The 15,514-nt window shown below is 64.5% G+C and carries 13 protein-coding genes and 2 pseudogenes; 8 read left to right on the top strand and 7 right to left on the bottom strand.

From position 1 onward, the window contains the following. The first annotated feature begins 365 nt into the window (after nt 1-365). Nucleotides 366-1,538 (top strand): MFS transporter, encoded by a 1,173-nt coding sequence (locus ONR75_RS28205; protein ID WP_265080154.1) that lies wholly within the window; start codon nt 366-368, stop codon nt 1,536-1,538. Between the two features lie 143 nt (nt 1,539-1,681). Beyond that, entirely contained in the window at nt 1,682-2,776 is a 1,095-nt protein-coding gene (locus ONR75_RS28200) for a helix-turn-helix transcriptional regulator (protein ID WP_265080153.1), read from the top strand. A gap of 242 nt (nt 2,777-3,018) precedes the next feature. On the opposite strand, the pseudogene ONR75_RS28195 reads toward ONR75_RS28200, so the two are convergent. Further along, nucleotides 3,019-4,241, bottom strand: a pseudogene (locus ONR75_RS28195) (polyhydroxyalkanoate depolymerase). 182 nt (nt 4,242-4,423) lie between these two features. Here ONR75_RS28195 and ONR75_RS28190 point away from each other — a divergent pair. Both ONR75_RS28190 and ONR75_RS32630 read left to right on the top strand, forming a co-directional pair. Continuing rightward, a complete protein-coding gene (locus ONR75_RS28190) occupies nt 4,424-5,077 on the top strand; it encodes a glutathione S-transferase family protein (protein ID WP_265080152.1) in 654 nt (217 codons plus the stop codon). A 400-nt stretch (nt 5,078-5,477) separates the two neighbouring features. Then, nucleotides 5,478-6,628, top strand: a pseudogene (locus ONR75_RS32630) (hypothetical protein). Nucleotides 6,629-6,683: 55 nt separating this feature from the next. On the opposite strand, the gene ONR75_RS28180 reads toward ONR75_RS32630, so the two are convergent. Beyond that, nucleotides 6,684-6,890 carry a hypothetical protein gene (locus ONR75_RS28180; protein ID WP_265080150.1) on the bottom strand — a complete coding sequence of 69 codons (207 nt, stop codon included), beginning with the start codon at nt 6,888-6,890 and terminating at the stop codon, nt 6,684-6,686. A gap of 121 nt (nt 6,891-7,011) precedes the next feature. On the opposite strand from ONR75_RS28180, the gene ONR75_RS28175 reads away from it, so the two are divergent. Beyond that, nucleotides 7,012-7,377, top strand: coding sequence for a hypothetical protein (locus tag ONR75_RS28175; protein ID WP_413776398.1), 366 nt, complete (start codon nt 7,012-7,014; stop codon nt 7,375-7,377). 216 nt (nt 7,378-7,593) lie between these two features. On the opposite strand, the gene ONR75_RS28170 is transcribed toward ONR75_RS28175, so the two are convergent. Further along, nucleotides 7,594-8,796 carry an ABC transporter substrate-binding protein gene (locus tag ONR75_RS28170; RefSeq protein WP_265080149.1) on the bottom strand — a complete coding sequence of 401 codons (1,203 nt, stop codon included), beginning with the start codon at nt 8,794-8,796 and terminating at the stop codon, nt 7,594-7,596. A gap of 284 nt (nt 8,797-9,080) precedes the next feature. Between ONR75_RS28170 and ONR75_RS28165 the strand changes: the two genes are divergently transcribed. After that, entirely contained in the window at nt 9,081-10,022 is a 942-nt protein-coding gene (locus ONR75_RS28165; protein WP_265080148.1) for an SMP-30/gluconolactonase/LRE family protein, read from the top strand. Nucleotides 10,023-10,032: 10 nt separating this feature from the next. Then, nucleotides 10,033-10,620, top strand: a complete 588-nt coding sequence (locus ONR75_RS28160; protein ID WP_265080147.1) for a GNAT family N-acetyltransferase — start codon at nt 10,033-10,035, stop codon at nt 10,618-10,620. 163 nt (nt 10,621-10,783) lie between these two features. On the opposite strand, the gene ONR75_RS28155 is transcribed toward ONR75_RS28160, so the two are convergent. Continuing rightward, complete coding sequence (locus ONR75_RS28155; protein WP_265080146.1) at nt 10,784-11,287, bottom strand: TetR/AcrR family transcriptional regulator; 504 nt, start codon at nt 11,285-11,287, stop codon at nt 10,784-10,786. 187 nt (nt 11,288-11,474) lie between these two features. Between ONR75_RS28155 and ONR75_RS28150 the strand changes: the two genes are divergently transcribed. Continuing rightward, nucleotides 11,475-12,677, top strand: a complete 1,203-nt coding sequence (locus ONR75_RS28150) for an MFS transporter (protein ID WP_265080145.1) — start codon at nt 11,475-11,477, stop codon at nt 12,675-12,677. Nucleotides 12,678-12,684: 7 nt separating this feature from the next. Here the strand turns inward: ONR75_RS28150 and ONR75_RS28145 are convergent, their stop codons facing one another. The 3 genes from ONR75_RS28145 to ONR75_RS28135 are packed head-to-tail and all read right to left on the bottom strand — an operon-like array spanning nt 12,685 to nt 15,484. Then, nucleotides 12,685-13,662 carry a PDR/VanB family oxidoreductase gene (locus tag ONR75_RS28145; protein ID WP_265080144.1) on the bottom strand — a complete coding sequence of 326 codons (978 nt, stop codon included), beginning with the start codon at nt 13,660-13,662 and terminating at the stop codon, nt 12,685-12,687. A 12-nt stretch (nt 13,663-13,674) separates the two neighbouring features. Next, the gene (locus tag ONR75_RS28140; protein ID WP_265080143.1) at nt 13,675-14,430 is read right to left on the bottom strand and encodes a GntR family transcriptional regulator; all 756 of its coding nucleotides are present in this window, start codon (nt 14,428-14,430) and stop codon (nt 13,675-13,677) included. 4 nt (nt 14,431-14,434) lie between these two features. Further along, complete coding sequence (locus tag ONR75_RS28135) at nt 14,435-15,484, bottom strand: aromatic ring-hydroxylating dioxygenase subunit alpha (RefSeq protein WP_265080142.1); 1,050 nt, start codon at nt 15,482-15,484, stop codon at nt 14,435-14,437. Nucleotides 15,485-15,514: the final 30 nt, after the last annotated feature.

Genomic DNA, 15,514 nt, shown 5'->3' with positions numbered 1-15,514 from the left:
GCAGCGCGCCCGGGACACGAAGGACGCTGCTGCGTGCCCGGGAAACAGAATGTCGCACCGTGAAACGGGGGCTGCACAGCGCGCCCGGGAAACGGAGAGTTGCAGCGGCGCTGTCACCCCACCCCGCCGCACACGCGCTGCGCGCGCCGTGCGTCGACCCTGAGCGGGCGAGGCGCCCGCTCGCCCCCTCAAAGGGGAGGGTGACGGAAGATGCTGCCGCGCGAAACTTCGCCGAGCGCTTTGCTTCGCGCATCTGGACATGCCGCCGAAGATCACGGCAGATTGGCACGCCAGTGATCGGCGCTGGCGACTTCCCGCTACGACCGGCTTCCATAACGGTCGTCCCAGCACTGCAGGATCGAGTCATGAACGTCCCCGCCCGGGTCATCACCTACGTCAACGTCGGCCATTTCATCGATCACTACGCGATGCTGATCTTCGCCGCCGCGGTGATCGTGATGGGGCCGACCATGGGCATGACTTATTCGGAGCTGTTGCCCTATGCCACGCCGGGCTTCATCGCCTTCGGTGCGGGATCGCTGGTGACCGGCTGGCTCGGCGACCGCTGGAGCCGGCGCCATATGATGGTGATCTATTTCTTCGGCATCGGCCTGTCGATGATCTCCGTCGGGCTGGTGCAGTCGCCGCTGCAGCTCGGCGTCGCGCTGTTCTCGATCGGCCTGTTCGCCTCGATCTATCATCCGGTCGGCACCGCCATGATCGTATCCTATGCCGACAAGCTCGGCCGCGAGATGGGCATCAACGGCGTATGGGGCAATTTCGGCGTGGCATCGTCGGCGCTGATCACCGGCGTGGTCGGCGAATTCCTCGGCTGGCGCTGGGCTTTCATCATCCCGGGCGTGGTCACGCTGCTGGCCGGCTTTTTCTTTGCACGCGCCGTGGCCCATGAAGATCGTTCGGGCTTCAAGCAGGCCGCTGCGCAGGCTCGGGTGGCCAAATCCGATATGTGGCGGGTGATCCTGGCGCTGCTGGTCACCGTGATCGCGATCTCCACCACCTTCAATGCGATCACCGTGGCGCTGCCGAAGCTGTTTGCCGAGCGGCTGTCGGATATGACCCACAGCCCGGCGCTGCTCGGCATCATCGCCGCCGGCGTCTATGTGTTCGGCGCCGCGACGCAGTACAATATCGGCAAGCTGATCGATCGCCATTCGCTGAAGGCGGTGTGCGTGCCGCTGTCGCTGGTGCTGGCGCCGTTCCTGTATTTCGCCGCGACCCTGTCGAACGTGTCGCTGATCGTGGTGGCGATCGGCATCATTATCGGGCTGTTCGGCCAGATCACGGTCAACGAGGCCATTGTCGGCAAATACACCAGCGAGGAATGGCGCTCGCGGGCCTATGCGGTGCGCTATTTCGTCGGCTTCAGCGCCGCCGGCGCCTCGGTCGGGCTGGTGGCGTGGCTGTACGAGCAGGGCGGTTTCATCATGATGCTGCATTCCTTCGCAGCATTGTCGGTGCTGGTGATCGTGGCAGCGATGATCCTGCCGCCGGAATTGCCGGCCGCGAAGGCGAACTAGCGCGCCATGGCATGACAGCATATCGGTGGACCGTGCCATCTCCAGAACGAGGTGTGACCGCCCGGAATTTTTTGGTAACCACGGTGTAGATCAGTGTGAGAGCCGGAACTGCGGCCTGTGCCTGATATGAACCGAGAGATGCATTGTTCGATTCTGTAAACTTCGAAGCGCTGGTCGACGAGATCTACGAAGCGGGCGTGGTGCCGGACCGCTGGCCGCTGGTGTTCGACAAGCTCGCCGGGATCGCCGACGGTGAAGGCGCCATGATGTTCGCGATCGCCCCGGGGATTCCGCGATGGTGTTCGTCCGCCGCGATCCACGAGCGCATCGATCGATGGACCAAAAGCCCGTTCGCGCAGAACAATCCGCGCAACGAGCGCCTTCTCCCGAACATCGAGTCGCGTTTTCTGACCGACCTCGACAAGTTTACGCGCGAGGAGCTCGACAACGAGAAATTCTACACCGACATTCTTCGGCCGGGCGGGTTGGGCTGGTGCGTCGGCACATCGATTCGTGCACCATCCGGCGACATGCTGGTGTTGTCGGTGGAAAAGGCGTTCGCCAAGGGGCCGGTGCCGCGCGAGACCGCCGAACAGCTCGACCATTTGCGTCCGCATCTGGCGCGCGCGGCGGTTCTGGCGGGCCGCCTAGGCTTCGATCGCGCCCGCACCGCCATCGCCACGCTGGAGATGATCGGGCTGCCGGCTGCGGCCGTGACCCGCAACGGCCGTTTGGTCGCCGCCAATCCGGCCTTTCTCACGGTCAGTGCTACCGTCGGCGTCGGCGCGCGCGATCAGGTGCAGTTCACCGCGCCTGCGATCCAGTCGATGTTTGTGGAAGCTCTGGGCAAGCCGGTCTCGCTCGCCCGGACCGGCCGCTCGATTCCGGTCGCGGCGACGTCAGCCAGCCCGCCGCTGATCGTCCATGTGCTGCCGTTGCGGCTGGCTGGGCTCGACGTCTTCACCGGTGCGGTGTCGATCGTCTTCCTGACCGCCATTACCCAGCAGGGCAGTCCGGCGCCGGAGCTGCTGCAGGCGCTGTTCGACCTGACGCCGGCGGAAGCGCGAATCGCCAGCATGCTGATCGATGGCCATTCGCTCAGCGGAATCTCGAAGCTGCAGAACGTCAGCCTGAACACCGTCCGCACCCAGCTCAAATCGGTGTTCGCGAAAACCGGGGTCGATCGCCAGGTCGACCTGGTCCGGCTGCTGGGCCAGCGGCGGGTCCGGGTGGCGTGAGGCCGCGGCAACAAAAAGGCCGGCTCGAAGGCCGGCCTTGATGCACAATATGATGTCGTTGAAAGTGGTGCAGCCTGTCAATAAACGGTCCGCCGAAGCGGCAATTGGAACGATCGACATGCCGCTTGCGCGGCCTGCAAAACGAATCCCCCGGTACCGACGTAGGCGAATGGCTGGGATCGCGCCTCACCCGTTTGGGTGAAGGAATGAATTTAATTTTATTTTTACAGAACGTCCCACACTCACGAGTTGACGTGCACGAAGTCCCGCAACAAGGGGTAGATCTCGTTATTCCATCGCCGTCCGCTGAACACGCCGTAATGGCCGACGCCGGCCTGCATGTGGTGGACTTTGCGATAGGCGCGCACGCCGGTGCATAGATCCTGTGCGGCGAGTGTCTGGCCGATCGAGCAGATGTCGTCCTTTTCGCCCTCGACGGTCATCAGGCCCATGCGCTTGATCGAACCGGGATTCACCGGCCGGCCCTTGTACATCAGCTTGCCCTGCGGCAGCAGATGTTCTTGGAAGACGTCGCGGATGGTCTCGATGTAGAACTCGGCGGTCAGATCCATCACCGCGAAATACTCGTCGTAGAAGGTCTTGATGACCTCGGCCTTCTCGGTCTCGCCCTTGGCGAGGTGGTCGGCGAGATCGACATGGGACTTGATGTGGCGCTCCAGGTTCATGGAGACGAAGGCGGTGAGCTGGACGAAGCCGGGATAGACCTTGCGGAACGCGCCCTTGCACTGGATCGGCACGTAATTGATCAGGTTGTCCTCGAACCACTTCAGCGGCTTGCTCTTGGCGAAGTCGTTGACCTTGGTGGGCTGGATGCGGGTGTCGATGGGGCCGGCCATCAGGGTCAGGCTGGCGGGACGGGCGGGGTGGTCGTCTTCCGACATGATCGCCGCGGCGGCCAGCGCCGACACCGACGGCTGGCAGATCGCGATCATGTGCGAGCGCGGCCCCAGCACGTTCATGAACGTAATCAGGTGCTCGGTATATTCGTCGAGGCCGAACTTGCCGGCGCTGAGCGGGATGTCGCGGGGATTGTGCCAGTCGGTAATATAGACGTCGTGATCCTGCAGCAGTGTCTTGACGGTGCCGCGCAGCAGGGTGGCGAAATGTCCGGACATCGGCGCCACCAGCAGCACGCGCGGCTGCAGTGGTGAATTCTCTTTCTTGAAATGCAGCAGCGAGCCGAAGGAGTCGAGAACACCTCTTCCTCGGTGACATCCAGCTCGGCATTGCCGACCATGACCTTGCCGATGCTGAAGGCCGGACGGGTATAGGTCAAAGCGGTGCGCGAGATCAGTTCGAGGGCGGACGACAGCCGGCCGAACAGCTTCTCTGAGGTACCGGCAGGAACGAGATTGAGGTATCGCAAGGCCGCGGCGGCGCCGCTGCGCCAAGGTGCCGTCAGGTCCATGTGATTCTGGTAGGCTTGGTACATCATCGACATCATGCGGATCTTTCCCTGCTTTATTGCTATGCAATATCGAAGCCAGGGAAGAGTCAAATAGTCTGTAAAACTGGCACGTCGTTTGCTGCACGAATCGGGAAAAGCACACGCATGGGGCGATTCGCGGCGGTAAAGCCGCCGTCCGCTGCAGGTCGCGTTGGGTTTGATAGGTGAGGAGATCGCCGATGAGCAGGGCCACACTGACACTGAGCAGCAAGAATTACTCGTCGTGGTCGCTGCGCGGCTGGCTGCTGACCAAATTCTCCGGCCTGGAGTTCGACGAGATCATCACCGCGCCCGACGATGCCTCGGCCAAGGCTGAAATCCTGCTGCTGTCGTCCTCGATCCTGGTGCCGTGCCTGCGCCACGAGGGGGCCGTGGTGTGGGACACCCTGGCAATCGGCGAGTATCTCAACGAGATCATGCCGGAGGCCGGCCTGCTGCCGTCCGACCGCATCCTGCGCGCCCATTGCCGCTCGATCTCCGGCGAAATCCATTCCGGCTTCACCACCTTGCGGGCGTCGCTGCCGGTCAACCTCAAGGGCCATTTCCCGAACTTCAAGATATGGTCGCGCGCCCAGGCCGACATCGACCGCATCTGCACCATCTGGCGTGAATGCCTCGCCAAGTCCGGCGGCCCGTTCCTGTTCGGCGAGCGCAGCATGGCGGATGCCATGTACGCGCCCGTGGTGACGCGCTTCATGACCTATGACGTGAAGCTCGACGACCAGCTGGCGGCCTATGCCAGCATGGTGATGACGCTGCCGGAAATGCAGGAATGGATCGCTGCGGCGAAGCTCGAGCACGACGATATCGAAGAGCTTGAGGTCGAGTACTAGAGTTCGATTGAGTTCGAGGGCAGCGTTCCCCGGACGCGGTGCACTGCGCCGCTTCAAGCGGCATGGTGCTCCGCAGATCCGGGGTCCCGATGACCAAGAACACTTGGGTCCCGGATCTGCGGCGCGGCACTTCCGTGCGAAGCTTCGCTTCGCTAGGCCGCACCGCGTCCGGGACACAAGCGCATCTCGGCCTTTGAACAGGCCTGCAAATCGGGCATCGCATGCCCAAACTCTATCCAGCGCTTTGTCCTCTCTCGCGTCCGTTCCGGCGAATGCGCACCGAACCGGGCCGCTTTCCCGGCGTCAGCTAACAAAACTCCGCCACGACCCGCTGGCGCGAAATTCGCATGGTGCATCGCAGTAACACCGGGCCGAGCGCCCCGCCGGATTGGAGGATGCCATGAACGTGCATGCTGCGGTCGATCTCAAATGGCCGGGCCTGACGCGCCCCAACGGCGATCCGCTCCGCCTCAACCATCAGGATTTCGTGGCCATCGATCGCCACAAGGATACGACCTACGAGGCGACCTATCGCCCGCAGGCGCTGTACAGTCGCGCCAATGAAGGCTTCCACGCCAACAACGAGACCTTCTTGCTGCACGAGGTCGCGACTAACCTGCCGATCTACCGCGAGGATACCGGCCCCACCGATTTCCACCTTCACCTGCCGCCGGGCGGCTTTCAGCTGGTGCTGGTGACCTCGGGCATGTTCACCTTCGACTACGATGGCCGCGTCTATTATGTCGGGCCGGGCGCGGTGATGCTGCAAAGCGCGATCGTGCATCGCCAGCTGTTCTACACCTGGTCGGGTCTGTCGACTGAGGAGAACCTGAAGACGCCGCAGACGGTGGTGCCGGACGCCATGTCCATGGGCTATTCCGGCAAGTTTCTCGAAGCTTTCGTTACCGATCCCACGACCTTCCCGAACCCGACCATCGTCGGCCCGGACAAGATCGACGAGGCCGAAACCCCGCGGGTGGCCTGGACCCATGCGTTGCATGATCGACCGGCCGATGCCGGCTTCTGGCTGCAGGATCCGCTGGCGCTGGATGCGCTGTTCAGGCCGCTGGCCGAAGGCGTCATCGCATCGGCTGTGCCGGTCTATGTGCGCGATATCGGCATCGAGGTGCCGAGCGGGCATCTGGTCACCGGCCACATCATCGCCACCGATCCGCGCGGCCAGTCGCTGCTGCCGAAGAGCACTTCGTCCGCAGCGGACGCCGGCTGCTTTGCGAAAGGCGAGGTGGTCATCTACCGGGTCATTCGCGGCACCGCCGAGTTCAGGGACAGCGCGGGCAAGACGTTCGAACTGGGCGCTGGCGATGTGGTGACGGCGGGCAGGAATGCGACGAGCCTCGTCGGGGTCGGCGACAATACGCAGGTGCTCCGGCTCGGCCTTCTGAAGGGCCTGGAGCAGCTGCGCAGCTGGACGCCGACGCAGCGTGACGAGATCGACGGCCTCGCGGACAGGATCATCACCCGCAAGGACGTGCGTCCGCTGCGCACCGAGGAAAGCCGGTCGGCTATCTGTACGGGGCTTCCGCGGGTTGACCACGGGGACGACTGCGTGTTGACGTCGCCGCGCTGGCCTCGAGCAGGGCGGAGTCTAGAACCGCGGCAGCCGCCAGCCGATCACGGTTGCCTCGACGAGGCTGCCCGACTCCGCGTTGCGCCATTCGCCGTCGATGCGCTTGCAGGGAAACGGCAGCTGGTAGGTGCCGCTGTGATCCTCGCACAGCACGTGCACCGCCTGATCGGGCAGCGGGTCGCCTTGGCCGTTGAATTCGGCCAGCCGTCTCTCGCGCGTCGCCATATCGTTCAATTCTCCGGGGATGGAACGACTGCCATCCGTGCTTGTTTTAGGCCTGCAGTTGACAGAGGCGGCACAAAGCCGTCTGGCTGGCGCAACCTATCAGGACGCACGAGGCTTTTTCATGATCGGCCGGGCCATGTTGACGACCGCCGCTGCGATGCTGGCGCCGTGCGTCGTGCTCAACTCTACTGCCGCGCGGGCGCAGGACGTGCCGGGCATCGAGATCTGCACGGTCGAAAAGACCATGGAGCGCCGCACCAGCTGCCTGCAGAGCAATGTGATCTTCCTGCAGAAGACCATCGGCAAACTCGGTCTGGACAGCCAGGCCAGGCTCGACGCCGCCAACCGCCAGATCGAGGCGTTGAAGGCGACGGTGGCCGGATTGCAGAAGAGCGTCGAAGAGTTGCAGGCCGCGCAGAAGAAGACGCCGCCGGCAAAGGAAACGCCGGCTGCTGCCGCGCCGGCCAAGGACGGCGCAGCGAAGTAGGGTTACTTCTTCCCCTCCACCTTGCGGGGAGGGTGGCCGCGCGTAGCGCGGTCGGGTGGGGGTAACCGCAAACGCCGGAGCGAGCGGCACCCCACCCCGGCCTCCACTTCAGCGATGCTGCGCATCGCCTCGTTCGGCCGACCCTCCCCGCCTGGCGAAGCTTCGCTTCGCGCGGGGGAGGAAACCATATCGGCCGTGCTTTATTTTCCGCGCTCCCTACGACGCCTTCTCGCCGGACATCAGCGGTCCGAACAGCTGCCAGCTCTCACCCTTGAACTTCATCATCTGCAACTGTTCGAGCGGGCTGAAGTCGGTCGGGCTGGTCCTGATCTTGGTGCCGGGCAGGTAGATGCCGATCTCCATGTTGAGACTGGCGGCCTGCTTCATGATGTTGTCGCGGGTGAGATCGTCGCCGCACTGCTTCAGGACCTGCACGATGCCCTGCGCGACGCCGTAGCCGAACACGGTGCCGCCGTCTTCCTTGTCGCCCTCGGGGAAATATTTATCCATGAAGGCGCTCCACTCCATCATGGCGGGGTCGCTCTTCCAGGTCGGATCCTTCGGGTCCTTCATGTAGGCGGCGCTGAGCACATCCTGCGAATTCACGTAACCCGCCGGCTTCATCACAGCGCCGACCGAGGCGGAGACATTGGTGACGATATGGACCGGCTTCCAGCCCATCTCGCCGACCTTCTTGATCGCCTGTGCTGCAAATTTCGGCGTGGCGATGTTGATGAAGACGTCGGGATTGGCCGCCTTGATCTGCACGATCTGCGAGTCCACCGTCGGCGAACTTGTCTCGTAGGGCACTTCGCTGACGATATAGTCCTTGTCCTTGCTGCCGAAGCCCTCATGCAGCCCGACGAGATAATCCTTGCCGAAGTCGTCATTGGCATAGAGCACGCCAACCTTCTTGCCCGGATAATTCGCCATGATGTATTGCGCGTAGATCCGCGCTTCGGCCTGGTAGCTCGGCTGCCAGCCCATGGTCCACGGATAGTTCTTCGGGTCGGCCCATTTGGCGGCGCCGGTCGAGACGAACAGTTGCGGGATCTTCTTGGAGTTCATGTATTTCTGGATCGCGGTGTTACCCGGCGTTCCCAGCGGATTGAGGATGAACAGCACCTCGTCGCTTTCCACCAGCTTGCGCGCCTGCTCGACGGTCTTCGGCGGGCTGTAGCCGTCGTCATAGGAGATGAAGGTGAGCTTGCGACCGTTGATGCCGCCCTTGTCGTTGATCATCCTGAAATAGGCCGCCTCAGTCTTGCCGATGACGGCATAGGACGACGCCGGGCCGCTATAGGGCATGATATTGCCGATCTTGACCTCGGTATCGGTGGCGCCGATATCGTACTTCTTCTGCGCATGGGCGGAGATCGCCATGGCGCCGAGCAGCAGCGCAGCAAGCGTCGCAGTCATTCCAGTTCTGGCGTGGTGTCGCATTGTCGTCCTCCCTGAGGTTTAACCGCGGCTCCCTCCGTCTTCGCGGATGGTGAGCCGTCGGCGCAAATGCAGGGCGAGTATGCACGAATGCATGGGCGTTGCCAGCGACGCAGCGGCGCATCGCAGTGCGGAATTGCCATCGCGCGAAATTACCCGTTCGCTTGGCAAGGGATGGCGAGTTGCATACCATTGCCGCCAGGCAACTGCCGCATGTGCTGGATCGTTCTGGTATCCGCCTGCAAACAACAAGAACAAGGAGGATGCCCATGTCCACGCCCAACATCCGTGTGCTCGCCACCGGTCTCGCTTTTCCCGAAGGTCCCGTCGTGATGCCCGACGGCTCGGTGATCCTGGTGGAAATCCGCGCGCAGCAGCTGACGCGTGTCTGGCCCGACGGGCGCAAGGAAGTGGTGGCGAAGATTCCCGGCGGTCCCAACGGCGCGGCGCTCGGGCCGGACGGCAAGATGTATCTCTGTAACAATGGCGGCTTCGGCTGGCATCCGTCGCGCGGCACCATGATGCCCGGCGCGCCCGAGCCCCACGAATATATCGGCGGTTCGATCCAGCGCGTCGATCTCGCCAGCGGCAAGGTCGAGACGCTGTTCGACAAATGCGGCGAGCATCCCCTGAAGGGGCCGAACGATCTGGTGTTCGACCGCCAGGGCGGGCTGTGGTTCACCGACCTCGGCAAGCGCCGGCCGCGCGACATGGATGTCGGCGCGTTCTATTACATGAAACCCGGCGCGACCGAGGTGGTCGAGGGTCATTTCGGCATGTTGCCGGCCAACGGCATCGGCCTGTCGCCGGACGAGAAGACCGTCTATGTGGCGGAGACGCCGACGGCGCGGCTGTGGGCGTTCGATCTGTCGGCACCCGGCGAGGTCAAGCCCTCAGAGGTCATCTACCGCGGCGAGCGCGGCACGCCGATCGCCGGTCTCGGCGGCTATCAGATGTTCGATTCGCTCGCCGTGGAGGCGTCCGGCAATGTCTGCGTCGCAACCCTGGTCAGCGGCTGCATTTCGGTGATTGCGCCCGATGGAAAACTGGTGGAACAGGTACCCACCGGCGACCGCGTCACCACCAACATCGCATTCGGCGGGCCCGAGCTGAAGACGGCCTACATCACGCTGTCGGGCAAGGGCGAATTGATCGCGATGGACTGGCCGCGCGGCGGACTGCCGCTGAACTATCTCAATAAATGAAGGATACGCGATGCCGTGGCTTGAACCTGTAACGCTCTCTGGCCCTCATGCCCGGCTCGAACCTCTCGCACAGGCCCATCGCGATGGCCTGGTCGAGGCCATCGGCGACCTCTCATCGATCTGGTACACGGCGATTCCCACCGCGGAGAAAATGCCGGCGGAAATCGACCGCCGGCTGGCGCTGCAGGCGTCGGGCGCGATGCTGCCATTCACGGTGTTGGACGCCGACGGCGGCGTCGCCGGCATGACCACCTACATGAATGTCGATGCCGGCAATCGCCGGGTCGAGATCGGCTCGACCTGGTACGCCAAGCGCGTCCAGCGCACCGCGCTCAACACCCAGTGCAAGCTGCTGCTGCTCGGTCACGCCTTCGAAAAGCTGGACTGCATCGCGGTGGAATTCCGCACGCACTTCTTCAACCAGCAGTCGCGCAAGGCGATCGAACGGCTCGGCGCCAAGTTCGACGGCATCCTGCGCAACCATCAGATCGCGCCCAACGGCACGCTGCGCGACACCGTGGTCTACAGCATCATCGCGTCAGAATGGCCGACGGTGAAGGCGCATCTGACCTATCAGTTGAACGAGAGAGCGCGGTAGCTCCGCCCCCGTTCCCCGGATGCTGCGCAACGCGTCGCGAAGCGACGTGGTGCGCTGCTGATCCGGCCCCGTGGTGCGCGGAAGAAACCGGGGTCCCGGATCTGCGAAGCGGCACAAGAGCGCCGCATCGCGTCCGGGAAACGAAAGTGTCGTGTGCGGCGTGTCAGGCTGCCGGCAGCGAGCGCAGCCGCGCCAGCAGCGCGCGGCAGTAGTCCGGCGTCACGTCGCGGTCGCCATAGAGGATGTGATAGACGATCGGCGCGACCACGTGGTCGATCACCTCGTCGATGTCGAACGGCGTTTCCCCGCGTGCTCTGGCACGCTCCACGAGGGTGGTCAGATGGTCCGCGGTGAAGCCGCAGCACTGGCTGGGAAAGCTCTGGTCCGAAGAGAACACGTCGCGGATCAGCGCACGGCCAACCGGCGATGACATCTCTTCGGCGTACTGCTCGATGAAGGCCGTCAGATCCGACACCATGGCGCCGGTGTCGTCGGGGTCGGCAATGGGCCGCAACCGGGCGACGGCGACATCGGCCAGCAGCGTCTGCAGGTCGCCCCAGCGGCGATAGATCGTCGATGGCGTGACGCCCGCCGCGGCGGCAATCTGCGGAACGGTGATCTGGTTTCGGGTGGTCAGCGCCTCGAGCTTGTGGACAGCATCGTGCACCGCAGATTGAATCCGCGCGCTGCGCCCCCACCCGTATCCGTTCCTTCAGCGCCACGTGATCCCCTCTGACGTCGCCAGCCGCGCCGCTGAAATATTTAACGCAAAGAATTTGCTTTAGTGCGGCAGGTGGCGTATAGCTAACGCTTCATAATAGCTTTAAGGACCTGCGATGCAAGAGACCTCTGGCATGGGACATGGTTCTGGCACCGCTCCCGCAACGTCCGCGCCGCGCCGGCTCTCGCTGCGGGCCATGACGGTCTACGGTTTCTGCGGGGCGCTGCTGGTTTCGGCCGGCAGCAGCGCGCCGACGCCGCTGTATCGGCTGTACCAGGAATCCATGCAGCTGACGCCGTTCTGGATCACCGTGGTGTTCTCGGTTTACGTCATCAGCCTGCTCGCGGCGCTGCTGACATTGGGCGGACTGTCCGACTATGTCGGGCGCAAGCCGGTCATCCTCGCCGCATTGCTGGTCAATGCCGCGGCCATGGTGCTGTTCGCGCAGGCCAGCGGGCTCGGCGATTTGATCCTGGCACGCACCGTCCAGGGTTTCGGCGTCGGCATCGGCACCACCGTACTCGGCGCCGCGATCCTCGACTCCGACCGCGAACGCGGCCCGTTGCTCAACAGCCTGACCGCTTTCCTGGGAATTGCCTCGGGATCCCTGGGGGCCGTGCTGTTGCTGACCTTGGCCCCCGATCCGCTGCACATGGTCTACGAAGTGCTGCTGGCGCTGACGGCGGCGATGGCCGTGCTGTTGTGGATCATGCCCGAGAGCGGTGCGCGCAAGCCCGGTGCGCTGGCGTCGCTGCGGCCGCAATTCAGCGTGCCCGCGCAGTCGCGCCCGGTCCTGCTGCGACTGACCCCGGCCAATACCGCGGGCTGGGCGCTGGGCGGATTCTATCTGTCGCTGATGCCCACGCTGGTCGCGACCACCATGCATGCCGCCTCGCCATGGATCGGCGGCATCGTCGTATCGGCGCTGATGCTGAGCGGCGCGATGGCGGTGGCCTTGCTGCGCGGCTGGCGAGCGCGGCGGCTGGTGGTGTTCGGCACCAGCACGCTGGTGCTCGGCGTCGCGGTGACGCTTCTCGGCATCCAGCAGCATCTGGTCGCCGCGCTGTTCGGCGGCACCATGATCGCCGGCTTCGGCTTCGGCGCGACGTTTTCGGGGACGCTGCGCAGCCTCCTGCCCACGGCGCACCCGGATCAGCGCGCCGGGCTGCTGTCGACCTATTATGTGCAGTCGTATCTGGCGTTCAGCCTGCCGGCCGTGGCCGCCGGTCTGTCCGTCCCGTCGATCGGGCTGGCCAACGTCGCCTACAGCTACGGCGCGGTGGTGATGCTGCTCGCCGTCATCTCCTTGCTGGCCGCACTGCGCGCGGACAGCTGAGGGGGCGCTACGGGGCGTCGGGCCGATACAGCGTATCCACCGTCACCGTGCCGACCGCGCGCGACACGCAGGGGCATATTTTTGCATTGTCGTGCTTCTGGTGGTCGCTGAAGAACACGTCGCGGTGGTCGATCTGGCCGTCCACCGCGAGCACGTCGATGGCGCAGACGCCGCATTCGCCGCGCTCGCAATCCGACATCACTTCGAAGCCCGCCTCGTTCAGCGCCGCCAGCATCGAGCGGTTCTGCGGCACCACGATCTCGGAGCCGGTGCCCTTGAGGCGGACGCGGAATTCCGCGGTCGGTAGCAATCCGCTGGAGCCGAAGGTCTCGTAGCGCAGATCGGCGGGCGCGCGGCCAGCCTCGTTCCAGGCGTGGCGCGCCGCTTCCAGCATGCGCATCGGCCCGCAGATCACGGCGATGGCGTCGGCAGGCAGTCCGGCAAAAGTAGTGGCGAAATCCAGTCGCTTGCCCTCGCTACCGGCATGGACGTTCAGGCGATCGTCCAGCGTCGCGGCCAACTCGTCGAGATAGGCAGCATCGGGACGCGACTTCACCGCATAGTGCAGTTGCACGTCGATGTTCTTGCGCTCAAGCGCCGCGGCAATTCCGATGATCGGGGTGATGCCAATGCCGCCGGCGATCAGGCAATAGGTTTTGCGCGTCCAGTCGATGTCGAACAGCGACGACGGGCTGGAGATCTCCAGCCGCGCGCCGGGCTGCAAGGCCCACATCGCCTTGGAGCCGCCGCGGCTGTCCGGCGCCAGCCGCACCGCGATGCGCAGCGTGTCGGGCCGGCGTTCGCCGACCAGTGAGTAGGACCGCGTCTGCGGCTGGCCGTCGATCAGCAGGCTGACATTGATGTGGCTGCCGACCGGGCAGGGGGCGACCGGCGCATCCGGCCGCAGCACGATCTCGCGAATGCCCGGCGTGACGTCGCGGGTGCTGTCCACGGTGGCCCACATCCAGTGTTCGGCAAAGCGCATGGCAGTCTCCGGTCAGTCCGAGGTCGTTGACGTCAGCAAGGCGAGCGCCGGCAGCAGGTCGAGATGGGGACGGTTGCGCAGCGCCAGCCGCAGATTGCGCACCGCGAGGCGGGCGTGCTCGCGCATGATCGCTTCGGCGCGCGCGCCCTCGCGGTTCTCGATGGCATCCACCACGATGCGGTGATGCTCCTGGCTGATCAGCAGGATGGTGTGGGCCTCGGGCAGCGTCGATTGCGCCATCACGAAGGCGCTCGGCGAGGCGAACGGCATCGCCGCGACGCGGTCGATCTGCCGGATCACCGGCGCGCTGCCGGATAGCTCCGTCAGCAGCGCGTGGAAGCGCGCATTCATGGTCACATAGGCCGAGAACGCTTCCACCGAGACCGGCTCCTGCCGCACCAGCTGGTCGAGATCGCCGAGGCATTCCTTCAAGGGTTCGAGGCTGCGGGCGCTGGCGCCGCGTTCGGCGGCGAAGCGTGCGGCGAGGCCTTCCAGCGTGCCGCGCAGCTCGATCGAATCCAGAATGTCGCGCTCGGAAAACGCCTTCACCATGAAGCCGCCGGACGGGATCGCCTGCAGCAGGCCTTCATCCTCCAGCCGCACCAGTGCGAGGCGCACCGGGGTGCGCGACACGCCGGTGATGTCCACCGCCTGCAACTCGCTGATACGTTCGCCTGCGCGCAGGCTGCCGGACAGGATCATGTCGCGCAGCGCCAGCTGCGCGCGCACGGTCTGCGACACCGAGCGATCGGACTCGCGTTCGCTCATGATCCTACTCCGCCGCCTGCAGCCGCTGCGGCGTGGTTTCCTTGTCGACCATGCGTTCGATCACCTTGCGTGTCCACATGGCGCCGGCGTCGATGTTGAGGTTGTAGAATACCCGGTCCGGGTTTTCGTCCATGGCCTTTTGCTGCGCTTCGAGGATGATCTCGTCCTCGCGGAAGATCGCCGAGACGCCTTCGCGGATCTCGGTGGTCAGCTTCTGTTCGGTGATGCGGTGGTTGCGCACGAAGGCCCAGAAGTAGTGGCAGGTGGTGTCGGTCTCCGGCGTCATGGTGTTGAGCACATAGCCGTTCACGCCCTGCGAGCGGTCGCCTTCCGGCGCGCCGGTGCCGGCGGGGGCCACGCCGACATCGATGTTCACGGTGCCCGGCGCCTGGAAATGAATGATCTGCCAGCGGTCCACCGGGCCGGGCTTGCCGAGTTGCGCCGCCCAGAACGGCGGCGGCGTAATGTTCTTCATCCAGCGCGTCACGGTGACGGTCTTGTCGCCATGGCTGACATCGAACGGCGCTTCGGCGACGTCGTCCTGGCCGATGCTGGAGCCGTGCACGAAGGCCTCGTGGGTGAGGTCCATCAGGTTGTCGATCACCAGGCGCCAGTCGCATTTGACATGGATGGTCTTGCCGTCGCCGGCCCATTCCGGATCGTTGTTCCAGTGCATGTCGGGCACCAGAGCGGGATCGGCCAGCGCCGGGTCGCCCATCCACAGCCAGACGAAGCGGTGCCGCTCGGCCACCGGATAGGAACGCACGCAGGCGGACGGATTGATGGTCTCCTGCGATGGCATGAAGGTGCAGCGGCCCTGCGGATTGAACTTCAGCCCGTGATAGCCGCACACCACGATGTCGCCCTCGAGCCGGCCCTTGGACAGCGGCACCAGCCGGTGCCAGCAGGCGTCTTCCAGCGCGGCGATGCTGCCGTCAGCCTTGCGGTACATCACCACATGCTTGTTGCAGATCGTGCGCGGAAACAGCGCGTGCTTGATGTCCGCATCCCAAGCGGCGGCGTACCAGGCATTCATGGGGAAGGCTGCGGCCATGGCGGTATCCTCCGTAAGGTGGAATTCAGA

Source organism: Rhodopseudomonas sp. P2A-2r, assembly GCF_026015985.1.
In the GTDB taxonomy this organism is placed as follows: domain Bacteria; phylum Pseudomonadota; class Alphaproteobacteria; order Rhizobiales; family Xanthobacteraceae; genus Tardiphaga.
The sequence above is the reverse complement of the archived record's forward strand: the minus strand, read 5'-3'. Positions and strand labels throughout refer to the sequence as shown.